Source organism: Pseudomonas sp. A39, assembly GCF_058145955.1.
In genome coordinates, this window is sequence record NZ_JBYVMD010000028.1 from 48,859 (window position 1) to 73,783 (window position 24,925).

The following is a 24,925-nucleotide window of genomic DNA, read 5'->3' on the forward strand; positions in this document are numbered from 1 at the left end:
GCTTGCCCCCGATGACGGCGGTACAGACGCCTCAGGACGCCAGGCTCTTCCTGAACCGCGCCAACGCCACCGCAAAAAACACCAACCCAATCCCCGCCAGCGCCAGCAGGTCCGGCCACACCACGCTTACTCCCGCATCCCGAAACAGAATCGCCGCGCTCAGACTCACAAAATGCGTCGACGGCGAGCCCTGCATTATCCACTGCAGCCACTCGGGCATGCTGTCCAGCGGCGTGCTGCCGCCTGAGAGCAGCAGCATCGGGATGATCACCGGGATTGCCAGCAAGCCGAACTGCGGCGTCGAGCGGGCGAGGGTGGCGAGGAAGATGCCCAGCGCGGTGCTGGCAAACAGGTACAGCGCCGTCACGAACAGAAACAAGCTCAGCGACCCGGCCAGCGGTACGCCGAGCAGGCCTTTGACCACCACTTCCAGCGACACCCAGGTGCACAGCACCACCACGAGCATGTTGCTCCAGATTTTCGCCAGCATGATTTCCAGCGCCGTCAGTGGCAGTACCAGCAGATGGTCGAGGGTGCCATGCTCGCGTTCGCGCAGCAGCGCCGTGCCGGTCAGCACGATAGCCAGGATGGTGATGTTGTTGACGATCTGGATCACCGCCAGGAACCAGCCACCTTCCAAGTTGGTGTTGAACAGGGCGCGGGTGGTCAGCAACGCGGGCGCCTGGCCGGCGGCATCGGCTTGTCCGCTGTTGGTCAGCAGTTCGCGTTGAAATATCCGCCCAATGTAGCCCGCGCCCATGAACGCCTGGCTCATCGCCGTGGCATCCACATTCACCTGCACGCCCGGCTGGCGCCCTGCCAACAGGTCGGCCTGGAAGTTCGCTGGCACATTGATCACGAAGGTGTATTCGCCGCTGTCCATGACCTTGTCCAACTGGTCATAGGGTAACGGCACAGGCGCTTGGAACTCGGGCGGCTGCAACGCCTCGGCCATTTGGCGTGAGAGTGAGCTGTGGTCTTCGTCCACAAACGCCACGCTGGCGTTGTGCACGCCGATCACCGAGCCGGCGGCGGGCATATAGATGGCGACGGTGAAGGCGTAGAACAAAAACAGCAGCAACACGCTGTCGTGTCGCAGGCTGGTCAGCTCCTTGACCCCCAGCCGCAGGATGTGCGCGAACGTGTGCATCAGGCCTCCTGCTTCTTGAGCATGATCAGGCTCAGCCCGGTAAACCCGACGAAAAACCCGAACAGCGCCAGGCATTGCGGCCACAACTGGCGCAGGTCCAGGGCCTTGGTGAACGTGCCCACGGCGATATCCAGAAAGTGCCCGGCCGGAAACAGCATGCCCATCAATGCCGCCGCTCCTTCCAGTGACGAGCGTGGCACGATCAGCCCGGAGAACTGGATTGTCGGCAGGCTGGTGATGATCATCGTGCCGAGGATCGCCGCGATCTGCGTACGGGTGAACGCCGAAATCAGCAAGCCCATGCTGGTGGTCGCCAGCACGTACAGCAACCCGCCGAACGCCAGTGTCAGGCCGCTGCCCTTGAACGGTACGCCGAACAACCAGCGGTTCATCGCCACCAATACCGCCAGGTTGACCAAGCTGACGGCCAGGTAGGGCGCCTGTTTGCCAAGCAGGAACTCCAGGCGGGTCAGCGGCGTGGCGTAGAAGTTGGTGATCGAGCCCAGCTCCTTCTCGCGCACGATGCCGAGGGCGGTGAGCATCGCCGGGATAAACGCCAGGATCAGCGCCATCACTCCGGGGCCGATGGCGTTCACGCTGACCACGTCCTGGTTATAGCGAAAGCGCGTCTCCAGCCTGGCGGCGGTCAGGTCGTTGCGGGGCAGGCTGCTCAGTTCGGCCAGTTGCGCAAGGTTGCCCTGGTGTACGGCCTCGACGTAGTTGCGGCTGGTTTCCGCGCGAAACGGCATGCCGCCATCGAGCCACGCGGCCACTGTGGGCTGGCGACCGGCGTAGAGGTCGCGGCCAAAACCGGGCGGAATCTCCAGGGCCAGTTTGATTTCCGAACGTTGCAGGCGTCGGTGCAACTCAGTCGAATCCTGAATGGGCGACTGCTCGGCGAAATAGCGTGAGCTACGAAAGGCTTCCAAATAGGCGCGGCTTTGCGGCGTCTGGTCCTGGTCGTAGACGGCGAACGCGAGGTTTTCCACGTCCAGGGAAATGCCATAGCCGAAGATCACCATCATGAACATCGCTCCCAGCAGCGCGAAGGCCATGCGCACTTTGTCGCGCAGCAGTTCCTTGCCTTCGCGGCTGGCCACGGCCAACAGGCGAGCCAGGCTGAATCCACGCTTGCTCACGGGCGGTGCGCTGGTCGCGCTGACGGTTGCGGTGGCTGCAGCGGGCTCGGCTTCGCCCTGGGCCTGTTCCAGGCAGGTAACGAACGCGGCTTCCAGCGTGTCACCGTGAAATTGCCGTCGCAGCGCATCCGGTGTATCGCAGGCCAGCACCTTGCCCGCATGCATCAGGGAGATGCGATCGCAGCGCTGGGCTTCGTTCATGAAGTGGGTGGACAGGAAGATGGTCACGCCTTGTTCGCGGGATAGCTCGATCAGCAGTCGCCAGAAATCATCCCGCGCAGCCGGGTCGACGCCCGAGGTGGGCTCATCGAGGATCAGCACTTCCGGGCGATGCAATACGGCCACCGCCAATGACAGTCGCTGACGCAGGCCGAGAGGCAGTTCACCGGACGGTTGCTCGGCGACGTCAATGAGATCGAAGCGTTGGATCAGCTCGTCAATGCGCGGACCGCTATCAGCTGTGGGCAAGTCGAACAATTGCGCATGCAGCACCAGGTTCTGGCGCACGCTGAGTTCGCCATACAGCGAGAAGCTTTGCGACATGAACCCCACGCGCTTGCGGGTGGCCAGGTCCTTGGCATTGACCGGGTTGCCCAGCAGCGTCGCACTGCCCTCAGTGGCTGGCATCAGCCCGGTGAGGACTTTCATGGTGGTGGTCTTGCCGCAGCCGTTGGAGCCGAGGAACCCGAATATTTCACCTCGGCCGATGGCGAAGCTGACGTTGTTGACCGCGATGAAATCGCCGAAGCGCAGGGTCAGGTCGTGGGCTTCGATGGCGATGTCGGTGTTGTCGCTTTCGCGCGGCGGAATCACCAGCGGTTGGTTGTCGTGGGCGCTGTCACCCTGGAAGTGGGTGAACGCCTCGTCCAATTTGCCGCTGGATGTTGCGCCAGCCAATTCACTGCTCAGGCCGTCGGCGATCAACTTGCCGCGATCAAGCATCAGGCAATGCTCGAACTGCTCGGCTTCTTCCATGTATGCCGTGGCCACCAGCAGCGTCAGTTGTGGCCGCTCGCTGCGTACACTGTCGACCAATTCCCAGAAGCGTCGACGTGACAACGGATCGACGCCAGTGGTGGGCTCGTCGAGGATCAACAGGTCGGGGTCGTGGATCAGCGCGCAACACAGGCCAAGCTTCTGCTTCATACCGCCAGACAGCTTGCCGGCCGGACGGTCGGCGAAGCGTGCGAGGTCGGTGGCCAGCAGCAGGTTGTGCATGCGCTGGTCGCAATCGGCTTTCGACAGGCCGAACAACGTGGCGAAGAATCGGATGTTTTCGCGGATAGACAGCTCGGGGTACAGGTTGCCGCCCAAACCCTGGGGCATAAAGGCAATGCGTGGGTACAGGCTGTTGCGGTGACGGCGGTCTTCGATGGCGCCGCCGAGCACGTGCAACTGGCCATCCTGAAGTTTTTTAACCCCGGCGATCAAACCCAGCAGGCTCGACTTGCCCGCGCCATCCGGACCGATCAACCCGCAGCGCGTACCGGCCGGCAAGCTGAACGTGATGTCGACCAGTGCCTGCTGCTTGCCGTAGCGATGATTGATGCCCGTGGCCTGCAGCGCCAGGGCGGTCATTGCAGGTTGGCCGGCCAGTCAGTGTCAGCCGTGCGCACATAACCTGCGCCGGGCATGCCCGGTTTGGCTTGGGGCACGGCGCTGGGCTGGGTGAGGCGCAGTTTGACGCGGAAGACCAGTTTTTGGCGCTCGTCGCGGGTTTCCACTTCCTTGGGGGTGAACTGGGATTTGGCGGCGACAAAACTGATCTTGGCCGGCAGTGGCTGGCCGGGCAGGGCGTCGAGCAGGATACGCGCGTCGCTGCCGACGGTCAGGCGACCGGTGACGGACGCGGGCAGGTAGAGGTTCATGTATTGATCATTGGGATCAATCAACAGCAGCACGCGCCCACCCGCGCCCAGCACCTCACCTGGCTCGGCCAGGCGCAATTGGATAATGCCGTCGATGGGGGCGCGCAGGCTGCTGTCGTCGATTTCGCTGGTAAGTTGGGCCACCTGGGCCTGGGCGGCTCCGATGGCGGCCTTTCCCGAGTTGACCTGCGCTTGGGCGGCAATCACTGCCGCATTGCCGGTGTTTTGCCGCGCTTGCTGCTGGTCGATCAACTGGCTGCTGGCGAAGCCGCGCTTGTACAGCTCCTGGGTGCGCTTGAGTTCCTGGTTGGCCAGCAGTTGCTCGCTCTGGCGCAGTTGCACATTGGCTTCGGCGGCGGCGAAGTTTTCCTTGGCGCGCAGTACTTCGGCTTCGGCCTGGGCGCGCTGGGCTTCGAGGGTGCGGGTGTCCATGCGTGCAAGCAATTGGCCCTTGAGCACCTTGTCGCCTTCGTCAACCCGCACTTCGGCCAGGCGCCCGGGGATCTTGGCGGCGATCTGCACTTCGGTGGATTCCAAGCGGCCATTGCCCATGCCAATGCCTTCCGGCAGGCGGTCCTGGGTGGAGCGCCAGTAACCAAAGCCACCGGCACCCAACAACAAAGCGATGAGTGCGACGGCGAAAAGACGGGAGGTGTGGTGATTCGTCGACATGGCGGCTTCCTGCGGCATTAGCGTCCTAGTTTGAGCGGTTTGCCCCGGCGGGGCGTTGATACCGGTCAGTTAAAGCAAGTTGATTACTGCAGCCCATTGCTCGGGCGTGACGGCCATCACCGACAGCCGGCTGCCTTTTTGCACCAGGGGCAGTTCGGCAAGGGCGGTTTGCTGCTTCAGGTAACCGAGGCCGAGCACTTTGGGAAAGGTCTGGACGTGGGCCACGTTGATCGCACTCCACGGGTTTTTCTCCGGGGTGGCCTTCGCGTCGAAGTAGTGGCTTTGTGGCTCCAATGCAGTAGGGTCCGGATAGGCCGCCTCGACGATCTTGCCGATACCGGCAATACCCGGCTCCGGGCAACTGGAGTGATAAAAGAAAAATTCGTCACCCACCGCCATGGCGCGCAGGAAGTTGCGGGCCTGGTAGTTACGCACCCCGTCCCAGCGTGCTTCACCGAGCTTTTCCAGACCGTTGATGGAGAGTTCGTCGGGCTCGGATTTCATCAGCCAATAGGCCATTTTTGGGCTCCTGAAAAAGGCATTGGGCAAGTTGTCAGGCAATTTGATGACAAACCGACAGTCGGTTGGCGCCAAGGTTTGCGTGTTGGTTCACGTTACCGCAAAATGCCGGCCTTTAAGCTTGACGCAGCTGCAACGGACTACTTTGGAACGTTGTTGTCATCGTGTACGAGGTGCCTGAAGGGGGGCAATCGATGCAACGTAAACCGGATTTACTATGGATTTTGGTGATTTTGTTTGGTCTGGGCGTCGTGACCACCGGGTATGCGCAAAGCTTGTGGTCGAACAAGACCGATGCGCCGGTTGAACTGTCACCCGTGCAGCAGCAATTCAAGCGTTAACACGGCTTCAAGGCGCCGCTGATTCCAGTGGCGTCCCTGCGATATACCACTGCTTATCGGTGACGGTGCCAGCCAGCGGCACATCCCAACTCGCCTGCACCAAACGCTCGACCTTCTGACATTCATGGGCCAGGCCCAGCAGCGTCGGTTTGCGCCAGCTTTGGCGGCGCGCCAGATATGCCAGGCTGCGATCGTAAAACCCGCCGCCCATGCCCAGGCGTCCCCCCGCATCATCGAACCCCACCAACGGCAGCAGCACCAGGTCCAGCGCCCAGACCTTGCGTTGGCGGCTGATATTCACGCGTGGCTCCAGGATGCGAAAGCGATTGGGCAGCAGCTTTTCCCCAGGTCTTACCCGTTGGAACACCATCTTGGTCCGTGGCCAGGCGCTGAGCACCGGCAGGTAGGTGGCCTTGCCACGGCGCTGGGCGGCGCGCAGCAGCAGGCGCGGATCGATTTCACCGTCCGTCGGTAAATACAAAGAGATATGTTTGGCGCGGCGAAACAGCGGGTGCTGTGCCAGTTGCCGATACAGGCCGTGGGCGGCCTTGCGCTGCTCGCTCGGCGTGAGGGCGCGGCGGGCATTGCGCAACATGCGTCGAAGTTGCGGACGGGAAAGCGGCGCAGGTTCGGTCATGGTTTCGGCTCATAAAACAATGCCAGTCCGAGGACTGGCATTGAGTTTGGGAATTCAGGCTCCCCGACAGAGCCGCTGTCGACTTAGCCCTTGAACCCGAAAGTTCAAGGTGGAAGATGCAGTAGGCTTTAAGGCTTTCCGTCTAGCGGACATGCACACCAGCCCAACGTGCAACTTCCAGGGTAGTGCGAATCGGCTCAGGGACATCGCCGACTGGCAAACACGCCAGGGAGTGGGGCGAGTATACCCCAAACAGTCGCGGCAATCAGCCCTTGGGTGCGTCTGAGTCGCTGGAAAGCACCAGATCCACGCGTTCCAGCAGGTCACGCACCTGCTCACGGGTGGAGCCGCTGGCCTGCACGTCAGGGCGTTCCTGCTTATGCAGCAAATCGTGGGTGATGTTCAGTGCGGCCATCACGGCGATGCGGTCGGCGCCGATGACTTTGCCGCTGCTGCGGATTTCACGCATCTTGCCATCCAGGTAGCGGGCGGCGCTCACCAGGTTGCTGCGCTCTTCCTGGGGGCAGATGATCGAGTATTCTTTATCGAGGATCTGCACGGTGACGCTATTGCTTGAACTCATGAGTCTTGCTCCAGGGCCTTCAGGCGCGAAATCATCGATTCGACCTTACGCCGGGCGATTTCGTTTTTTTCAATGAGGTGAGCGCGTTCCTCGCGCCAGGTCTTTTCCTGAGCTAATAGGAGTCCGTTTTGACTCTTAAGTTGCTCGACCCGAGTAATTAGCAATTCGAGTCTGGCCATCAGCGCTTGCAGGTCGGTGTCTTCCATTGGGTTCCACTGGATTTGTCTGATGAATGGCAACTGCAGGATAAACGATCTGACGCCCTTGATAGTCTTGGTACGTCTGCCGGTGCTAGGATACAGCGCTCCATTCTAGACATTGCGCCGTCTGGCGCCTAGCTCACCATGCCTATTCAGAACTCCCCGTACGACGCTTTTTCCAAACTGCTGAGCACCAGCGGCCACCCATGCTCGCCTGCCGAACTGCACGGCGTGTTGCTGGGCCGCAGCTGCACCGGTGTTGGCTTTGATGCCGACAACTGGCTGGCTGACGTGGCCGAGCTGCTGGAAACCGAACCGACCGACAACGTGCGTAACGCGCTGATCGGCCTGCAAGAGATGGTCAAGGGCGAGCTGACCGGTGACGACGTCACCGTGGTCCTGCTGCTGCCGACCGACGACGCGCCGCTCACCGAGCGCGCCGCTGCACTGGGCCAATGGTGCCAGGGCTTCCTCCACGGTTTCGGTGTGAACGCCGGTGGCCTGGAACTGAGCACCGACGCCAAGGAAGTGCTGCAGGACCTGGCAGCCATCTCCCAGGTGCAGGACGCCCTGGAAGAGTCCGAAGACGGCGAAGGCGACTACATGGAGGTGATGGAGTACCTGCGCGTTGCGCCGCTGCTGCTGTTCACCGAGACCAAGAAGTCCGCTGAGCCTGCTGCACCCAAGCCGTCGCTGCACTAAGAAAGGAAGCCCATCTGCCCATGATCCATATCCCCAAAGCGGAATACACCCGACGCCGCAAGGCGCTCATGGCGCAGATGGAACCCAACAGCATCGCGATCCTGCCGGCCGCCGCCGTGGCGATCCGCAATCGCGATGTCGAGCACGTGTACCGCCAGGACAGTGACTTCCAGTACCTGAGCGGTTTCCCCGAGCCGGAAGCCGTGATCGTGTTGATGCCCGGTCGCCAGCACGGCGAGTACGTGCTGTTCTGCCGCGAGCGCAATGTCGAACGCGAGCTGTGGGACGGCCTGCGCGCCGGCACCGAAGGCGCGATCCGTGACTTCAGTGCCGACGATGCCTTCCCTATCACCGATATCGACGACATCCTGCCCGGCCTGATCGAAGGCCGCGACCGGGTGTACTCGGCGATGGGCAGCAACGCCGAATTCGACCGGCACCTGATGGAGTGGATCAACGTGATCCGCTCTAAAGCGCACCTGGGCGCCCAGCCGCCGAACGAATTCGTTGCCCTGGATCATCTGCTCCACGACATGCGCCTGTATAAATCGGCGGCAGAGTTGAAGGTGATGCGCGAGGCGGCCCGAATCTCCTGCGCCGCCCACGTGAAGGCGATGCAGGCCAGCCGCGCCGGTTTGCATGAGTTCAGCCTGGAAGCAGAATTGGACTATGAGTTCCGCAAGGGCGGCGCAAAGATGCCGGCCTACGGTTCCATCGTCGCCGCCGGGCGCAACAGCTGCATCCTGCATTACCAGCAAAACGACGCGCTGCTCAAGGACGGCGATCTGGTGCTGATCGACGCCGGTTGTGAGATCGACTGCTACGCCAGCGACATCACCCGTACCTGGCCGGTCAACGGCAAGTTCTCGCCGGAACAGAAGGCGATCTACGAGATTGTGCTGGCCTCCCAGGAAGCCGCCTTCGCCGAAATCGCCCCGGACAAACATTGGAACCAGGCCCATGAGGCCACGGTGCAGGTCATCACCGCCGGGCTGGTAAAGCTGGGATTGTTGCAGGGCGACGTCGACGAGTTGATCGCCAGCGAAGCCTATAAGGCCTTCTATATGCACCGCGCCGGCCATTGGCTGGGCATGGATGTACATGACGTGGGCGAGTACAAAGTGGGCGGTGAATGGCGTGTGCTGGAAGTCGGCATGGCGTTGACCGTGGAGCCGGGGATCTACATTTCGCCGGACAACCAGAACGTGGCAAAGAAATGGCGTGGCATTGGCGTACGCATCGAGGACGACGTGGTAGTGACCAAGCAAGGCTGTGAAATCCTGACCGGCGGCGTGCCCAAGACCGTCGCCGACATCGAAGCGCTGATGGCGGCTGCCCGATGAGCCGGGTCAACCTGGCCATTATCGGCGGAGGCTTGGTAGGCGCCAGCCTGGCGCTGGCGTTGCAGGCCGGGGCCAAGGCCCGTGGCTGGAAGATCGTGCTGATCGAACCCTTCGCGCCGGGCGACAGCTACCAGCCGAGCTACGATGCGCGGTCTTCGGCGCTGTCCTATGGCGCCCGGCAGATCTATCAGCGTCTGGGCCTGTGGCAGGACATTTCCCGCCGTGCCGAGCCGATCAAGCAAATCCACGTGTCGGATCGTGGGCGTTTCTCCACCGCACGTTTGTCTGCCATGGAGGAGGGCGTGCCGGCCCTCGGTTACGTGGTGGAAAACGCCTGGCTGGGCCAATGCCTGTGGCAAGGCCTGGACAAAGACGTGGTCAGCTGGCGTTGCCCGGCGGAAGTCACACGCATGGAGCCGCTGGCCGATGGCTACCGCCTGACCCTCAACGATGAAACCGTACTGGAATGCGATCTCGCCGTACTGGCCGATGGTGGCCGCTCCGGACTGCGCGAACAGCTGGGCATCGGCGTGAAAACCCGCCCGTACAACCAGAGCGCGCTGATCGCCAACATTACCCCGAGCGAGTCCCATAACGGCGAAGCCTTCGAACGCTTTACCGATGAGGGCCCGATGGCCCTGTTGCCGCTGCCGGACAACCGCTGCGCCCTGGTCTGGACCCGCATCGGCATGGACGCACAGCGCCTGGCCAACCTCGACGAACGCAGCTTCTTGAGTGAATTGCAGGGCGTGTTCGGCTACCGCCTGGGCACCCTCAAGCAAGTCGGCGCCCGCCATCTGTACCCTCTGACCTTGGTCGAAGCCGAAGAGCAGGTGCGTTCCCACCTGGCGATCCTCGGCAACGCCGCACACAGCCTGCACCCGATTGCCGGGCAAGGCTTCAACCTGTCCCTGCGCGATGCGAATGCCTTGGCCGAGGCCTTGCTGGCCGGGCCGCAAGTGCCGGGTGACCTGGCGACCTTGCAGGGCTATCGCGAACGCCAGCGCTTGGACCAGAAACTAACCGTGGGCTTCTCCGACCAGGTCACGCGCCTGTTCGGCAGCGCCCAGCCGCTGGTGGCGCTGGGCCGCAACATGGGCCTGCTGGGCCTGGACCTGTTGCCACCGGCCAAACGCTGGTTCGCCCGTCAGGCCATGGGCCTGGGCACGCGACCCGATGCGTAAGTGGTTGATCGAGCGCCTGGGCAAGGCGCGGTTATTGCGCTGGATCATGACCCTGTATCCGCCGTACCTGGGGGCGGGGGTCAGCGTCCGGCACATGAGCGCCGATTTCCGTCACGTCAAAGTGCGCATGGGTCTGGGCTGGTACAACCGCAACTATGTCGGCACGCAATTCGGCGGCAGCCTGTATTCGATGGTTGACCCGTTCTACATGCTGATGCTGATGGAGAACCTGGGCCGCGACTACATTGTGTGGGACAAGGCCGCGAGCATTGACTTCGTGTCGCCGGGCAAAGGCCCGGTGTATGCCGAATTTTCCATCGACGAGGCCTTGCTGGACGAGGTCCGTCGACACACCGAAGGGGGCGAGAAGTACCTGCCCCACCTCAAGGTGCAGATTCATGACGGCTCCGGCACCCTGGTGGCGCGGGTCGACAAAACCCTTTATGTGCGGCGCAAGCCGCCAGTGAGACAGGCTTAAAGCATGGACATGCGCGCAGATGTGCTGATTGTCGGGGCCGGAATGGTCGGAAGCGCCTTGGCGCTTGCGTTGCAGGGCAGTGGCCTGCAGGTGCTGTTGCTCGACGGCAGCCCGTTGAGCGTCAAGCCGTTCGACCGTGATGCGGCCTTCGAGCCCCGGGTGAGCGCCTTGTCGGCCGCCAGCCAGCGCATCCTCGAGCGCCTGGGCGTGTGGGACGGTATCGTCTCGCGGCGCGCCAGCCCCTACGGCGAGATGCAGGTGTGGGACGGCAGCGGCACCGGGCAGATCCACTTTTCGGCGGCCAGCGTGCATGCCGAGGTGCTTGGGCACATCGTCGAGAACCGCGTGGTTCAGGATGCCTTGCTCGACCGCTTGCATGACTGTGACCTGGGCCTGCTGGCCAATGCCCGCCTGGAACAGATGCGCCGCTCCGGCGATGACTGGCTGCTGACGTTGGCCGATGGCCGTAAGTTGCGTGCGCCGCTGGTGGTAGCCGCCGACGGCGCCCACTCCGCCGTGCGCCGCCTGACCGGCACTGCGACCCGCGAATGGGATTACCTGCATAACGCCATTGTCACCAGCGTGCGCAGCAGCCAGCCGCACCAGCGCACGGCGTGGCAACGGTTTACCGACACCGGGCCGCTGGCGTTTTTGCCGCTGGTGCGGGATGGGCAGGAGGATTGGTGCTCGATCGTCTGGTCGACCACGCCGGCCGAGTCCGAGCGCCTGATGGCGTTGCACGATGAAAGCTTCTGCGGTGAATTGGAGCGCGCCTTTGAAGGGCGGTTGGGGACCGTGGTGAGCGCCGACCCGCGTGTGTGCGTGCCTTTGCGCCAGCGTCACGCCAAGCGTTACGTGGCTGAGGGCCTGGCGTTGATCGGAGACGCGGCACACGTGATACACCCGTTGGCGGGGCAGGGTGTGAACCTGGGTTTCCTCGATGCGGCGGTGTTGGCCGAGGTGTTGTTGGCGGCAACCGAGCGTGGTGAGCGGCTGGCGGATGTGAAGGTGCTGAGTCGTTATGAGCGTCGGCGCATGCCGCATAACCTGGCGTTGATGGCGGCGATGGAAGGTTTCGAGCGGCTGTTCCAGGCTGACCAACTACCGCTGCGCTGGTTGCGCAATGCTGGCTTGAAGATGGTCGACCAGATGCCTGAAGCCAAGGCCGTGTTTGTACGCCAGGCGCTGGGCCTGACCGGCGATCTACCTGACCTGGCAAAACCCTGACATCGAAATGCGGTTACTGCTGTGCTCGTAAAAGATAGGCCGCGATGAGGCTATCCGCTTCATCGCACACTCCCTCATGCAACATCTGGTAACGCCTCCACCAAGCGCCACTAAATGCCAGTCCTTATCATTTGCCCTCTTTTTGCAAATGAGAGACCGCCCCCATGTTGGCACCCAAGCGCCTCCTGACTGCCCTGGCACTCACCTTGATCGGCAGCACGACCGTGCAGGCCGCCGACGAAGTGGTGGTCTACTCCTCGCGCATCGACGAGCTGATCAAGCCGGTGTTCGATGCCTACACTCAGAAGACTGGCGTGCAGGTGAAGTTCATCACTGACAAGGAAGCCCCGCTGATGCAGCGCATCAAGGCCGAGGGCGAGAACGCCACTGCCGACCTGCTGCTCACCGTGGATGCCGGCAACCTCTGGCAGGCCGAGCAAATGGGCATTCTGCAACCCTTCACCTCCGCAGTCATCGACAAGAACATCCCCCTGCAGTACCGCTCTTCAAAGCATGCCTGGACGGGCTTGAGCCTGCGCGCTCGGACCATTGCCTACTCCACCGACCGGGTAAAGCCGGGTGACCTCACCACCTACGAAGCCCTGGCCGACAAACAGTGGGAAGGCCGCCTGTGCCTGCGTACGGCGAAAAAAGTCTACAACCAGTCGCTGACCGCCACCCTGATCGAAACCCACGGCGCGGCCAAGACCGAGGAAATCGTCAAGGGTTGGGTCAACAACCTGTCCACCGACGTATTCTCCGACGACATCGCCGTGCTCGAAGCTATCAATGCCGGCCAGTGCGATGTGGGCATCGTCAACACCTACTACTACGGCCGCCTGCACAAGCAGAAGCCGGACCTGGCGGTGAAGCTGTTCTGGCCGAACCAGGGCGACCGTGGTGTGCACGTGAATTTGTCGGGCATCGGCCTGACCAAACACGCGCCGCACCCGGAAGCCGCCAAGGCGCTGGTGGAATGGATGACCACGGCTGAGGCGCAGAAAATCTTTGCCGACGTGAACCAAGAGTTCCCGGCCAACCCGGCGGTACCGCCGTCGGCCGAAGTGGCGACCTGGGGCAAGTTCGTGGCTGATACCTTGCCGGTGGAAGTGGCGGGCAAGCGCCAGGCTGAAGCCATTCGCCTGATGGATCGCGCTGGCTGGAACTAAGTACACTCTGCCGGGCACCGTAGATCCAAATGTGGGAGGGGCTTGCTGTGATGAGCGAGCTTCCTGTGGTGAGCGGGCTTGCCCCGCGCTGGGCTGCGGAGCAGCCCCAATGGTTCTACGGTGAACCCGTCGGGGGGCAAGCCCCCTCACCACAGCAAGCCCCCTCCCACATTGGATTGCGGCGATTTCAAGCTATTCATTCACTGAGAACTGACTTTGGCCCACCCCGCCCAACGCCGCTGGTACCTGCCGGTCTTTACCGTCGCCGCCCTGGTGCTGCTGCCGCTGAGCGTGCTGTTGCTGTCCTGGCAGAGTATCGACGCGCAAATCTGGTCTCACCTCTGGGAAACCCAGATGCCCCGCCTGCTGGGCAACACGCTGACGCTGGTGCTGGGTGTCGGTGTTGGCGTAACCCTGTTAGGCGTGAGCCTGGCCTGGCTCACTAGCCTTTGCGAATTCCCCGGCCGACGCTGGCTCGACTGGGCGCTGATGCTGCCCTTCGCCATACCGGCTTATGTGCTGGCGTTTGTATTCGTCGGCCTGCTGGACTTCTCAGGGCCTGTGCAAACCCTGCTGCGCGAATGGTTCGGCACCGGCCTGCGTCTGCCACGGGTGCGCTCCACCAGCGGTGTGATCATCGTCCTCGTGCTGGTGTTCTACCCCTACGTCTACTTGCTGGCGCGCTCCGCGTTCCTGGCCCAGGGCAAAGGCCTGATGGAAGCGGCGCGGGTGCTCGGGCAATCGCCGTGGCGAGCGTTCTGGCACGTGGCACTGCCCATGGCGCGGCCGGCGATTGGTGCCGGGGTGGCGTTGGCATTGATGGAAACCCTGGCGGATTTCGGTGCGGTCTCGGTGTTCAACTTCGACACCTTCACCACGGCCATCTACAAGACCTGGTACGGCTTTTTCAGCCTTTCCAGCGCTGCCCAATTGGCCAGCCTGTTGCTGCTGGTGGTGATGCTGGTGCTGTACGGCGAACGGCGTGCCCGGGGCGCGAGCCGACCGAGCAATGAGCGGCCACGGGGCCAGGCGCTGTATCACCTGCGCGGGTTCAAGGCGGCGGCGGCCAGTAGCGGGTGCGGGCTGGTATTCGCCTGTGCGTTTGTCATCCCGATGCTGCAATTGTTCGCCTGGTTCTGGCAGCGCGGCCGCTTCGACCTGGATGAGCGCTATTCCGGATTGATCCTCCACACCCTGTACTTGGGTGGTATCGCTGCCCTGATCACCGTCAGCGTGGCGCTGGTGCTGGCTTTCGCCAACCGCCTGGCGCCGACACGGGCGATCCGCTCCGGCATCAGCCTGGCCAATGTCGGCTATGCCTTGCCGGGCTCGGTGCTGGCAGTGTCGATCATGTTGGCGTTCAGCTACCTGGACCGTGAATGGGTGGTGCCGCTGTCCGGCTGGCTCGGTGGTGCGGGCAAACCGTTGCTGTTGGGCAGCCTGTCGGCGTTGGTGCTGGCGTATCTGGTGCGATTCCTGGCGGTGGCCTACGGGCCGTTGGAAAACAGCCTGGCGCGTATCCGGCCCTCGTTGCCGGAAGCGGCACGCAGTCTTGGCGTCAGCGGTCCACGACTGTTTTGCAAAGTGTATCTGCCGTTGTTGTTGCCGGGCACCTTGAGCGCAGCGTTGCTGGTGTTCGTCGACGTGCTCAAGGAAATGCCCGCTACCCTGCTGATGCGCCCGTTCGGCTGGGACACGCTGGCGGTGCGGATCTTTGAAATGACCAGTGAAGGCGAGTGGGCCCGGGCGTCTTTACCTGCGCTGACCCTGGTGCTGGTGGGCCTGTTGCCGGTGATCGGGCTGATCCGACGCTCCGCCCGGCAAATCGGTTAGGTGCCAGTCCTACGGCTTGCGGCTACAATGCGCGGCATTCGGTGCGGTCCGTCTTTCGGATCGAGTCGCTGGACGTGGCTGCAGGCCTTGTAATTCAAGGTGTCCGGCACGAACAGCAATGCTGCGCACCTTCGCCAAGCCCGGAAGGAGAAACCCATGGGACAGCGTACGCCTCTGTATGACCTGCATCTCGCCCTCGGCGCGAAAATGGTCGATTTTGGCGGTTGGGATATGCCTCTGCACTACGGCTCGCAAGTTGAAGAACACCACCAGGTGCGACGCGACTGCGGGGTGTTCGATGTATCTCATATGACCGTGATCGATGTCACCGGCCCCCAGGCCAAGGAATGGCTCCAGCGCCTGCTGGCCAATGATGTCGAACGTCTGCATGGCTGTGGCCGTGCGTTGTACAGCGCCATGCTCAACGAAAAGGGCGGCGTGGTGGACGACATGATTGTCTACCGTACCGAGGCCGCCTATCGGCTGGTGGTCAATGCCGCCACCCGCGACCAGGACATGGCCTGGATGCATGCGCAACTGGGCACTTACCAAGTGCAACTGCATGAGCGGCCTGAGTTGGCGATGCTGGCTATTCAAGGTCCCCACGCCCGGCAGAAGATCGCCGAGTTGGTCACCCAGTCTCGTGGCACGCTGATTCACCAGCTCAAGCCCTTCGAGGGCCAGGCTGATGGCGATTGGTTTATCGCGCGCACGGGTTATACCGGGGAAGATGGCCTGGAGATTGTCTTGCCAGCTGATCAGGCGCCGGGTTTTTTCAACGACCTGGTGGGCGCTGGTATTTCACCCATTGGTCTCGGCGCCCGCGATACGCTGCGTCTCGAAGCCGGTATGAACCTGTACGGCCAGGACATCCACCAGAGCGTTTCGCCCTTGGCTTCGAACATGGCCTGGAGTATCGCCTGGGAGCCCGCCGAGCGTCATTTCATTGGCCGCGCTGCGCTGGAAGCGGAAAAAGCAGCCGGCGTGCAGTTCAAACTGGTCGGGCTGGTACTGGAAGAACGCGGGGTTTTACGCGCTCACCAGGTGGTTCGTATCGCCAATATTGGCGAAGGGGAGATCACCAGTGGTAGTTTCTCTCCTACGCTGAGCAAATCCATTGCCCTGGCGCGTGTACCGACGGCAACCGCTGATCGGGCCGAAGTGGAAATCCGCGGCAAGTGGTACCCGGTTCGAGTGGTCAAACCGACCTTCGTGCGCCATGGCAAAACCTTGATCTAACCTATTTCCGGCAGGCCGAAGGCCGCTGACATTACTTCTTGAGGACACAGACTATGAGCGATATCCCTGCCGACCTGCGTTTCGCCGAAAGCCACGAATGGGCGCGCCTGGAAGCTGACGGCACTGTGACCGTCGGTATTTCCGACCATGCTCAGGAAGCGTTGGGTGATGTGGTGTTTGTTGAATTGGCCGAAGTTGGCGCTCAGTTTGACGCTGCGGGCCAAGCGGGCGTGGTTGAGTCGGTGAAGGCCGCCTCGGATATCTACGCTCCGATTGCGGGCGAAGTGATTGCCGTCAACGAAGAACTGAGCGGTAGCCCCGAGCTGCTCAACTCCGACCCGTACGGCGCGTGGATCTTCAAGCTCAAGCCTGGCAACCCGGCTGACCTGGAAAAACTGCTGGATGCTGCTGGCTACAAAGCCGCCATCGGCGAGTGATCCTGTTGCGGGAGCCGGTTATCCGGCTCCCGCAATGTGTTTCAGCGCTGTAGAACCGCCTTCACCGCTGCCACCGAGCGCTCCACATCCGCCTCAGTCATCGCCGTAAACATCGGCAGTGACACGATCAAACGCCCCACCTTCTCCGCCACCGGAAACATACCTTCCTTGAACCCCTGCGCCCGATAAAGGCTCAGCAGGTGGATCGGCGGATAGTGATAGCCAATGCCGACCCCGTGGGCCTGCATCTGCTCCATGAAGGTGGCGCGGGCCGGTAGGCCGTCGTGGCGCTCCGGCAGTACCAACTGGAACAGGTGCCAGTTGCTGTTTTCGAAATCAGCCGGCGGCAGCTGTGCGCCGTATTGCTCTTCGAAATCACTGCCAAAGCATTTGAAATAGTGGCGCGCCAGGTTCTGGCGGTGCGCGGTGATCTTCTCGATATGGGCAAATTGCCCCAGGCCAATGGCAGCGGCGATGTCGGTCATATTGAACTTGCCGCCCAGCACGTCCACGTCCAGACCATCGAAGCCGCTGCGGGTAACGCCTTGCAGGCGGTACTTCTCTGCCAGCCGCGCTTCCTCTGCGTTGTTCAACACCAGGCAACCGCCTTCGGAAGAGGTGATGTTCTTGTTGGCCTGGAAGCTGAACGACACGAAATCCCCAGTGGCGCCGATACGTTCGCCATCCCAGCTGGAACCCAGCGCCTGCGCTGCGTCCTCGACGATGCGCAGGTTGTACTTGTTGGCCAGTGCATACAGCATCGGCATGTCCAAGGGCAGGCCGGCCAGGTACACCGGGATGATCGCCTTGGTGCGCGGGGTGATGGCAGCCTCCACCTGGACCAGGTCGAGATTGCGGGTCACCGGGTCAATATCGGCAAACACCGGTGTGGCACCCACTTCCAGGATCACGTTGGCCGTGGCCACCCAGGAGATCGGCGTGGTGATGACTTCATCGCCTGGCCCAATACCGGCGATGCGCAAGGCAATCTCCATGGTGCAGGTGCCCGAGTTGAACGTGCGCACCGGCCGTCCGCCAAAGTATTCCGACAACTGCGCTTCGAAGGCCTGCACTTTCGGCCCGCTGGTAATCCAGCCCGAACGCAGTACATCGCCGACCGCCGAGATGGTGGCTTCATCAATGGTGGGTTTGGAAAACGGCAGGAAGGGCTGTTGGCTCATGACGACGAAGGCATCCGTTTCAGATTGGCGATGAGTAAGCGAGGTATCAGTACCGGCATGGTTGCACGGCTTGACTGAATATAGCCTGTCGCCTGTGAATGAATCGTCACCGTCCGGTTAAAAAATGCCGCTTCGAAAGCGGCATTTCCTACTAGGTTTCAGAAGGAATAGCGCGCCTCCAGAAACACATTCTGTTCCTTGAGCTTACCTTTGAGTTGCTCATCCCGAGCGTTCACACGGTTTGCGAAGGTGTTGTAGCCGGTTTCAACATCGCCCATTGCGATGTAACGATAGCCGGCACCCAGCGTGATTTGCTCACTGACCTTGGCTTCCAGCCCCATGCCTACGCTGTAGGCGAAATGATGCTGGCGATTGCTGGCGAAACGACGGGTCTCATTCGTTTGATAGCCCTCGGCTTCAATGCGTGCGACGCCCACCCCGGCCATGCCGTAGAACGACAACCATGGGTTGATCGGGATGTCTTTATAGCCATTGAGCATCAAGCGTTGGCTCTGGACATGCAGGCTGTTGACGTTGGCATTGAAAGGGGCCCAGTAGGATTTGAATGTCGAGTTGTTCGGCATGGTGTATTCCCCTTCGAGGCGCCAGCCATTGTCAAAGGCATAGCCCGCGGCGAAAGAAGCCACAAATGACTTGCTGCTATCCGGGGCGTCCACCCTGTCAGTGACGCGTGGGCTGGTCAGCAGCGAGCTGGAGAGATTCTGACGAGCGCTGTTGAATTTGGCTGATCCGTACCAGCTTTCCGCTTGTGCGTAAGGGGTGGCAAATGCAGAGAGCAGCAGTGCGTAGGCAAGCGTGTGCATGGGCAGTGGTTCGCTTTATTTAAAAAGGAAGCCTTAGCTTGTTGCCCGGCAGGGTGAGGCTCGACAGGACTTCTCCGTGTTCACTTGGGAAAGCAGGGATGCTTATGTAGTAATCAGCGGCGATGACCGTAGGAATTGAAGACAAAAAAATGCCGCTGTCAAAAGCGGCATTTTTTATCGAGCCCGAGTTATTCGGTGACGGCGTTTTTCGCGAGGATGGCGTTGGCCAGCTCCATGTCCGTGGCCTGCAGGCCAGGGTTATCGGCGCGGACTTTCTGCATCGCGGCTTCCAGGTACGGGCCACGGATGCCGCCGTCGCTGGCAACAAAGCTGCCTGCGTCATCTTGTGCGGCAACCACCAGCTTGTGGTCTTTGAAGGTCAGGTACGTCGAGCCGGTAGTGGCGCCCGACGAGATGACATTGCGCCAGAAACTGTCGGCCATGGCTGAACCGACAGGGAGGGAAAGCACAGCGAGGGTTGCGACAGCATATTTGAGACGCATGATGGGTGACTCCGGGTGGGTTATCTGTAGTTTATGATTGTAGTTAGGCCAATCGAGTTCCATCACTGACTAAACAGTTTCAACCTTTAACACCACGCCTTCCTGGCCAACCACCCGTACTTGAGCGCCTACGGGGCTGTCCGGGCCGGTCACCATCCACACGCCATCGCCGACCTTTACCTTGCCCCGGCCATCTACAATCGCCTGATGCACCACGAAGGTGCGGCCGATCAGCTCCGAGCCACGCTCGTTCAAGCCTGGCTGGTCACTGGCCTTGGCGCTGCTGCGTTGGCGCTTCCACCAATACACCGCCGTCAAAATCGACAAAACGGCAAACAGCAGGAGCTGCCATTCCAGCCCAAGAGGCGGCACCAGGAACTTGATCACGCCCACGGCAGCCGCTGCGATACCCATCCACAACAGGTAACCACCGGCGCCAAATACTTCAAGAATCAACAGCACGGTACCCAGTGCCAGCCAATCCCAGAACGACAGATGCTGCAGGAAATCCCACATGGCGATGGCCTCAGCCTTTCTTGTTGTCGAACGTCGCCTTGACGATCTCGCCGATACCGCCGACCGCGCCGATGACTTGGCTGGCTTCCAGCGGCATCAGGATGACCTTGCTGTTGTTGGCCGAAGCCAGCTTGCCCAGGGCATCGATGTATTTCTGCGCGACGAAGTAATTGACCGCCTGCACGTTGCCCGATGCGATCGCCTCGGATACGACCTGGGTGGCACGGGCTTCCGCTTCGGCCTGACGTTCGCGGGCCTCGGACTCAAGGAACGCCGCTTGGCGGCTACCTTCAGCCTCAAGGATCTGCGCCTGCTTCTTGCCTTCGGCAGTCAGGATCGCCGAGGCGCGCAGGCCTTCGGCTTCGAGGATTTGCGCACGCTTGATCCGCTCGGCTTTCATCTGGCCCGACATGGCGGCCATCAGGTCGGCCGGCGGGCTGATGTCCTTGATCTCGATACGGGTGATCTTGATGCCCCAAGGTGCCGTGGCTTCGTCCACGGTTTTCAGCAGTTTTTCGTTGATGCCGTCACGCTGGCTGAGCATGGCATCCAGCTCCATGGAGCCGAGCACGGTACGGATGTTGGTTTGCAGCAGGTTGCGGATGGCATGTTCGAGGTTGTTGACCTCGTAGGCGGCCTGGGCCGTGTTGACCACCTGGAAGAAGCACACGGCGTCGATCTGCACGGTGGCGTTGTCGGCGGTGATGACTTCCTGGGGCGGGATGTCCAGCACGCTTTCCATCACGTTGATCTTGCGGCCGATGCGGTCCATGACCGGGATAATGATGTTCAGGCCAGGCTTGAGGGTGTTGGTGTAGCGCCCGAAACGCTCGACCGTCCATTGGTAACCCTGGGGGACGACCTTGAAGCCCATGAACAGGATGGCGATGGCCAAGCCCACGAAAAGAAGCAGTACGGTTCCGATCTGCATAGCGATTCCCTATCTGATGGTGTCAGTGAAACGACGTTCGGCCGATTGTAACGGTGTTGTCACCGATAAGAACGGTTTCACCGCGTAACAAACAAAGGATTTGTTACCGAATCCCCAGGGGTCACCCGCAATACCTCCGCCAGGGTGGTCAGCCCTGCCTGGACCTTTTGCACGCCAGCCATGCGCAGGCTGCACATACCTTGTGCCACCGCCGCCTGACGCAGCGCCTGCACGTCGGCGCCGGGCGTGATCAGCGTCTTCAGTGCTTCGTTCAACACCATGATTTCGTATACGCCGGCGCGTCCCCGATAACCGCTGTTTCGACATTCAACGCACCCCACGGCCTCATGCACGTCACCCCGTGCACGCTTGCAGTGGGGGCACAAAACCCGCACCAAGCGCTGCGCCATCACGCCCAGTAGCGTTGCTTTGATCAAATAATGAGCAACTCCCAGTTCCTGCAAGCGGCTGATGGCACTGGGTGCATCGTTGGTATGCAGGGTCGACAGCACCAAGTGTCCGGTCAACGCGGCTTGGATCGCCATTTCAGCAGTTTCCTGGTCGCGAATCTCGCCGATCATGATGATGTCCGGGTCCTGGCGCAGCAGGGCGCGGATGCCGCTGGCGAAGGTCAGGTCGATGTTGTGCTGCACCTGCATCTGGTTGAACGCCGGCTCGACCATCTCGACCGGGTCTTCCACGGTGCACAGGTTGACCTCCCGGGTCGCCAGTTGCCTGAGCGTCGTGTAGAGGGTGCTGGTCTTGCCCGAACCGGTAGGGCCGGTGACCAGGATGATGCCATTGGTCTGGCTGGTCATGGCGTGCCAGCGCTGTTGGTCATCAGCAGACAAGCCCAACTGGTCAAAGCCTTTGAGCAGCACCTGCGGGTCGAAGATCCGCATCACCAGCTTCTCGCCAAACGCCGTGGGCAAGGTGGAAAGGCGCAGCTCCACTTCCGCGCCTGTCGGGCTTTTGGTCTTGACCCGGCCGTCCTGGGGCCGGCGTTTTTCCGCCACGTTCATACGGCCCAGGCTTTTCAGGCGGCTGACCACCGCCATCGTGACCTGGGGCGGAAACTGATAGACGTCATGCAGCAGCCCGTCGATACGAAAGCGTACCCGGCCCTGTTCGCGGCACGGCTCGATGTGGATATCACTGGCACGCTGTGCGAAGGCGTACTGCAACAACCAGTCGACGATGTTGACGATATGCGCGTCATTGGCATCCGGCTCTTGCTCGCTGGCGCCGAGGTTGAGCAATTCGACATGGCCAGGCGCCGCGACCTTTTGGTCGGCACCGCTGACGGATTTGGCCAGCCGGTAAAACTCGCCGATGCAGCGCGCGATGTCCTGCGGGTTGGCCACCACGCGTTTGATCGAACGCTTGAGCACCTGCGCCAGCCCGGCTTCCCAGCTGGTGATGTGGGGTTGGGCGCTGGCGACAGTGACGGTCTGCGCGTCCACCGCCACCGCGAGAATGGCATGACGTTGGGCGAACGCGTGAGACATCAGCGGCACCACGGCTGCCACGTTGATCTTCAATGGGTCGATACGCAGATAGGGTTGCCCGGCATGCTGGGCAAGCCATTCGGTCAGGGTTTCCAGGTTGGGGCCTTGGGCTGCAATGCTCTCCAGGGGATGCTGGCTGTTGCTGGCCGGCAGCGCCGACAAGCGCTGCGCCACTTCGGGTGTGATCAGGCGCCCTTCGACCAAAGCCGGCAACAGCTGATGCAATTCCAATCGTTGATCAACAAGCATGAAGGTTTTCCTGGGGCAATGGGTGTAAACCCCAGGCTAGTCAGCCTCTGAATATCCACCTCCCAGCGTATATTGCAGGTTTTTACTGCGCAACGGCCATCACCGCCTGAGGCCCCGCCGAATCAGCCGACCACACGTCCAGCGAGCAGACGCTGATCAGGTTTCGAATCTTTTCACCGATCACCTGGGCGCGGTGCCAGCTCAAGCCATCCATCAGGATATCGATGTTCAGCAGGTCATCTTCCCTGTTCACCGTGACCTGTCGCGGCGTGAGGCATTGCAGGGCGAAATAGTTGAGCACCCGGCACAACACATCCGGTTCCGCCTCGGCGACGATGCGGTAGTGCGCCTGGCAGTGGGCACTGTTGACGGCCCACGCATCGACGCGGGTTACAGGGTGGGTGGTTTCGATGGCGTGCATGCTGGCTCTCCAGATTCGACTGGAGAAATTTTACATTCGCTAACGGAGATTTCTTATCTAAGATGAGCCTTTTGTGCGATTAATCGAATCGTATAATTCAAGATAAGCACAATAAAAGGTATTTATATGCACAGCCAGTTGGACGCCTACGACCGCCGTATCCTGGCCCTGTTGCAAGAAGACGCCTCGCTCTCCAGCGCGCAGATCGCCGAACAGGTCGGCCTGTCTCAATCGCCGTGCTGGCGACGGATCCAACGGCTCAAGGAAGAGGGCGTGATTCGCGGTCAGGTGACCTTGCTGGACCGCAAGAAGATCGGCCTCAACACGCAGATTTTCGCCGAGGTGAAACTCAACGCCCACGGTCGCTCCAACTTCACCGAGTTCACCGACGCGATTCGCGGGTTTCCGGAAGTGCTGGAGTGTTATGTGCTGATGGGGGCGGTGGATTTTCTGCTGCGTATCGTCACCTCGGACATCGAGGCCTATGAGCGGTTTTTCTTTGAAAAGCTGTCGATGGTGCCGGGGATTCAGGAAGTTAATTCGATTGTGGCGTTGTCGGAGATCAAATCCACTACCAGCCTGCCGGTCTTGCGCTGACCGGACCGGCCTCATCGGGAGCAAGCTCCCTCCCACATTTGGAATGCATTTCAAATGTGGGACGGGCTTGCTCGCCGATGGCGATCTTACAGACGCAGCAACATCTTCCACGCACGGTTCTGGTACACCGCAATCGCCTGATGCATCCGCGCATCCAGCGACTCGTCGGTGATCGGCTGGTTGGCCAATTGCACCAACTTGTTCAGCTCGCCGTACAGGCGGTCCAGTTCCGGAATATCCACCACCTGGCGCGCATGGTGCAGCCAGGCCTGGATGCGTTCGATGCGCGGCAGCTGCTCAGCCAGGTCTTCCGGCTGTTGCTGGTAGCGCGGCAGTTGCAGGGCGACGGCATCGTCGGCCAGCAGGCGTGGCAGCCAGTTGGTGATTTGCGCAGCGCCTTGGCGGTTGCCGCGTACGTTGCGGTCGGCGGTCCAGGTGCGGGCCAGCAGCCAGCGCGAAGCGTTCAGTGAGAACAGGCCCCAACGCACGTCGTCCAATTCTTCGATGAACTGTTCCGGTGCGGCTTTGCGAATGTCTTCGTCGTCATCACCGGCTTGCACCAGCGGGCGCCAGTCTTCCAGCAGGGCATCGAGTGCGCTGCGCAGTTCGCTGGTGGATTGGCGCGGTGCCGCCTGACCGAGGCTACCGATCAGGGCGCGCAGTTCGCCGAGGTTGTCGACCCAGTCCTGCAGCAGGCGCCAGTGGCCATTAAAACGGTATTGCTCGGCCAGGCGCTGGCTGCTGCCAAGCAAGTGCCACATGATCGCGGCGAAGGCGTCGTCCAGCGGCATTTCGGCCTGGAGTTGCGGCGCCGGCAGGCTCAAGGAGTAGCTGCTGGCGTCGTACAGGCGATAGCCACGCTCGGCTTTGCTGATGTCGCATGGCATCAAGGCAAGGGTGGCGGCCAGTTCGGCGGCGAGTTCCAGCAGGGCAGCCGGTTCGCCTTCGCGCAGTTCCAGTTCCAGCTCACAGATTTCTTCTTTCTGCTTGCCGACCACCACATGGCCCAGGTCCAGGGCGGCTTCGATGACCACCTTGGCCTTGCCACGGCCCCAGGCGATTTCGGCGCGTTCACGCACGAAGTCGGTGGTGAAGATCGGCTTGAGGGTCTTTTTGTCCAGCTCGGCCAACTGCTCTGGCCAGCATTCGCCGTCAAGCTTCTTCACGTCGAGCTTGGCTTTGGGCAGTTCCCAGTTGTATTCGTTACGTTCCGACAGGCCGGCGACGCTCTGGCCACGGGTCTTGAGGGTCTGGATGATGTCGTCACCGTCCTTGCGCAGGCGCAGGGCGACTTTGGCCTGGGCCAGGTCGCGCTCGGGGGTGTCGAAGTATTGGTTCATCAACTCACGGCGTTCCCAGCCACTTTTGTTGCGTTTTTTCAGTAGCGGGTGCTCACGCAGCGCGGCGAGTGTTTCGCGGCTGACGCGGAGCTTGATTTCGGTTTCTTTCTGCATGGCCGGAAAATCCAGGATCG

Annotated in this window: 26 protein-coding genes and 1 other RNA gene; 11 read left to right on the forward strand and 16 right to left on the reverse strand. The window is 61.5% G+C overall.

All coding sequences use genetic code 11. The annotated features are described in order from the left end of the window. Window positions 1–31 precede the first annotated feature (31 nt). From AC3ZU9_RS20345 to AC3ZU9_RS20360, 4 genes are all read right to left on the reverse strand, one after another. A complete protein-coding gene (locus tag AC3ZU9_RS20345) occupies window positions 32–1,150 on the reverse strand; it encodes an ABC transporter permease (protein ID WP_102061186.1) in 1,119 nt (372 codons plus the stop codon). Next, window positions 1,150–3,867: a ribosome-associated ATPase/putative transporter RbbA gene (rbbA, locus tag AC3ZU9_RS20350; protein WP_490091234.1), complete on the reverse strand. Its 2,718-nt coding sequence runs from the start codon at window positions 3,865–3,867 to the stop codon at window positions 1,150–1,152. Before rbbA ends, AC3ZU9_RS20345 begins: the two co-directional genes overlap by 1 nt. Further along, window positions 3,864–4,829: an HlyD family secretion protein gene (locus AC3ZU9_RS20355; RefSeq protein ID WP_046035028.1), complete on the reverse strand. Its 966-nt coding sequence runs from the start codon at window positions 4,827–4,829 to the stop codon at window positions 3,864–3,866. The genes rbbA and AC3ZU9_RS20355 overlap by 4 nt, the downstream gene beginning before the upstream one ends. Window positions 4,830–4,898: 69 nt before the next feature. After that, window positions 4,899–5,348 carry an EVE domain-containing protein gene (locus AC3ZU9_RS20360; RefSeq protein WP_015886447.1) on the reverse strand — a complete coding sequence of 150 codons (450 nt, stop codon included), beginning with the start codon at window positions 5,346–5,348 and terminating at the stop codon, window positions 4,899–4,901. Window positions 5,349–5,542: 194 nt separating this feature from the next. Here AC3ZU9_RS20360 and AC3ZU9_RS20365 point away from each other — a divergent pair, with 194 nt between their 5' ends. Continuing rightward, complete coding sequence (locus tag AC3ZU9_RS20365; protein WP_015886446.1) at window positions 5,543–5,689, forward strand: hypothetical protein; 147 nt, start codon at window positions 5,543–5,545, stop codon at window positions 5,687–5,689. A gap of 7 nt (window positions 5,690–5,696) precedes the next feature. On the opposite strand, the gene AC3ZU9_RS20370 is transcribed toward AC3ZU9_RS20365, so the two are convergent. From AC3ZU9_RS20370 to AC3ZU9_RS20385, 4 genes are all read right to left on the reverse strand, one after another. Then, window positions 5,697–6,326 (reverse strand): 5-formyltetrahydrofolate cyclo-ligase, encoded by a 630-nt coding sequence (locus AC3ZU9_RS20370; protein ID WP_015886445.1) that lies wholly within the window; start codon window positions 6,324–6,326, stop codon window positions 5,697–5,699. A gap of 56 nt (window positions 6,327–6,382) precedes the next feature. Continuing rightward, window positions 6,383–6,561, reverse strand: a non-coding RNA gene (gene ssrS, locus AC3ZU9_RS20375) — 6S RNA. A gap of 30 nt (window positions 6,562–6,591) precedes the next feature. After that, on the reverse strand, window positions 6,592–6,909 hold the full coding sequence (locus AC3ZU9_RS20380; RefSeq protein WP_010207385.1) for a cell division protein ZapA: 318 nt from the start codon (window positions 6,907–6,909) through the stop codon (window positions 6,592–6,594). Next, window positions 6,906–7,115 (reverse strand): TIGR02449 family protein, encoded by a 210-nt coding sequence (locus AC3ZU9_RS20385; RefSeq protein WP_007982902.1) that lies wholly within the window; start codon window positions 7,113–7,115, stop codon window positions 6,906–6,908. The genes AC3ZU9_RS20380 and AC3ZU9_RS20385 overlap by 4 nt, the downstream gene beginning before the upstream one ends. Before the next feature lie 138 nt (window positions 7,116–7,253). On the opposite strand from AC3ZU9_RS20385, the gene AC3ZU9_RS20390 reads away from it, so the two are divergent. From AC3ZU9_RS20390 to gcvH, 9 genes are all read left to right on the forward strand, one after another. Then, window positions 7,254–7,811: a YecA/YgfB family protein gene (locus tag AC3ZU9_RS20390; RefSeq protein WP_015886444.1), complete on the forward strand. Its 558-nt coding sequence runs from the start codon at window positions 7,254–7,256 to the stop codon at window positions 7,809–7,811. A 20-nt stretch (window positions 7,812–7,831) separates the two neighbouring features. Next, complete coding sequence (gene pepP / locus AC3ZU9_RS20395) at window positions 7,832–9,154, forward strand: Xaa-Pro aminopeptidase (protein ID WP_490091235.1); 1,323 nt, start codon at window positions 7,832–7,834, stop codon at window positions 9,152–9,154. Further along, a complete protein-coding gene (ubiH, locus tag AC3ZU9_RS20400; RefSeq protein WP_015886442.1) occupies window positions 9,151–10,338 on the forward strand; it encodes a 2-octaprenyl-6-methoxyphenyl hydroxylase in 1,188 nt (395 codons plus the stop codon). The genes pepP and ubiH overlap by 4 nt, the downstream gene beginning before the upstream one ends. After that, window positions 10,331–10,816, forward strand: a complete 486-nt coding sequence (locus AC3ZU9_RS20405; RefSeq protein WP_046034897.1) for a DUF4442 domain-containing protein — start codon at window positions 10,331–10,333, stop codon at window positions 10,814–10,816. The genes ubiH and AC3ZU9_RS20405 overlap by 8 nt, the downstream gene beginning before the upstream one ends. Before the next feature lie 9 nt (window positions 10,817–10,825). Beyond that, window positions 10,826–12,043 (forward strand): 2-octaprenyl-3-methyl-6-methoxy-1,4-benzoquinol hydroxylase, encoded by a 1,218-nt coding sequence (locus AC3ZU9_RS20410; RefSeq protein ID WP_490091240.1) that lies wholly within the window; start codon window positions 10,826–10,828, stop codon window positions 12,041–12,043. Between the two features lie 164 nt (window positions 12,044–12,207). Beyond that, a complete protein-coding gene (locus AC3ZU9_RS20415; RefSeq protein ID WP_015886439.1) occupies window positions 12,208–13,212 on the forward strand; it encodes an extracellular solute-binding protein in 1,005 nt (334 codons plus the stop codon). A 216-nt stretch (window positions 13,213–13,428) separates the two neighbouring features. Further along, window positions 13,429–15,045, forward strand: coding sequence for an ABC transporter permease (locus AC3ZU9_RS20420; protein ID WP_102061184.1), 1,617 nt, complete (start codon window positions 13,429–13,431; stop codon window positions 15,043–15,045). Between the two features lie 156 nt (window positions 15,046–15,201). Beyond that, window positions 15,202–16,284, forward strand: a complete 1,083-nt coding sequence (gene gcvT / locus AC3ZU9_RS20425; RefSeq protein ID WP_015886437.1) for a glycine cleavage system aminomethyltransferase GcvT — start codon at window positions 15,202–15,204, stop codon at window positions 16,282–16,284. A 53-nt stretch (window positions 16,285–16,337) separates the two neighbouring features. Continuing rightward, a complete protein-coding gene (gcvH, locus tag AC3ZU9_RS20430; protein WP_015886436.1) occupies window positions 16,338–16,721 on the forward strand; it encodes a glycine cleavage system protein GcvH in 384 nt (127 codons plus the stop codon). A gap of 41 nt (window positions 16,722–16,762) precedes the next feature. On the opposite strand, the gene AC3ZU9_RS20435 is transcribed toward gcvH, so the two are convergent. From AC3ZU9_RS20435 to AC3ZU9_RS20465, 7 genes are all read right to left on the reverse strand, one after another. Then, window positions 16,763–17,902 carry a DegT/DnrJ/EryC1/StrS family aminotransferase gene (locus tag AC3ZU9_RS20435; protein WP_102061181.1) on the reverse strand — a complete coding sequence of 380 codons (1,140 nt, stop codon included), beginning with the start codon at window positions 17,900–17,902 and terminating at the stop codon, window positions 16,763–16,765. A 158-nt stretch (window positions 17,903–18,060) separates the two neighbouring features. Continuing rightward, a complete protein-coding gene (locus AC3ZU9_RS20440) occupies window positions 18,061–18,726 on the reverse strand; it encodes an outer membrane protein (protein ID WP_046034903.1) in 666 nt (221 codons plus the stop codon). A gap of 188 nt (window positions 18,727–18,914) precedes the next feature. Next, the gene (locus tag AC3ZU9_RS20445) at window positions 18,915–19,229 is read right to left on the reverse strand and encodes a DUF2388 domain-containing protein (protein WP_003176799.1); all 315 of its coding nucleotides are present in this window, start codon (window positions 19,227–19,229) and stop codon (window positions 18,915–18,917) included. A 69-nt stretch (window positions 19,230–19,298) separates the two neighbouring features. Next, window positions 19,299–19,745, reverse strand: a complete 447-nt coding sequence (locus tag AC3ZU9_RS20450) for an NfeD family protein (protein WP_015886433.1) — start codon at window positions 19,743–19,745, stop codon at window positions 19,299–19,301. Between the two features lie 10 nt (window positions 19,746–19,755). Next, window positions 19,756–20,676, reverse strand: a complete 921-nt coding sequence (locus AC3ZU9_RS20455) for an SPFH domain-containing protein (protein ID WP_010207363.1) — start codon at window positions 20,674–20,676, stop codon at window positions 19,756–19,758. A gap of 77 nt (window positions 20,677–20,753) precedes the next feature. Beyond that, entirely contained in the window at window positions 20,754–22,433 is a 1,680-nt protein-coding gene (locus AC3ZU9_RS20460; RefSeq protein WP_490091236.1) for a GspE/PulE family protein, read from the reverse strand. Window positions 22,434–22,515: 82 nt separating this feature from the next. Beyond that, window positions 22,516–22,854, reverse strand: a complete 339-nt coding sequence (locus tag AC3ZU9_RS20465) for an ACT-like domain-containing protein (protein ID WP_122811753.1) — start codon at window positions 22,852–22,854, stop codon at window positions 22,516–22,518. Window positions 22,855–22,980: 126 nt separating this feature from the next. Here AC3ZU9_RS20465 and AC3ZU9_RS20470 point away from each other — a divergent pair, with 126 nt between their 5' ends. Beyond that, window positions 22,981–23,451 carry an Lrp/AsnC family transcriptional regulator gene (locus tag AC3ZU9_RS20470; protein ID WP_015886430.1) on the forward strand — a complete coding sequence of 157 codons (471 nt, stop codon included), beginning with the start codon at window positions 22,981–22,983 and terminating at the stop codon, window positions 23,449–23,451. An 86-nt stretch (window positions 23,452–23,537) separates the two neighbouring features. Here AC3ZU9_RS20470 and AC3ZU9_RS20475 read toward each other — a convergent pair whose 3' ends face one another. Further along, window positions 23,538–24,905: a CYTH domain-containing protein gene (locus AC3ZU9_RS20475; protein ID WP_015886429.1), complete on the reverse strand. Its 1,368-nt coding sequence runs from the start codon at window positions 24,903–24,905 to the stop codon at window positions 23,538–23,540. Window positions 24,906–24,925: the final 20 nt, after the last annotated feature.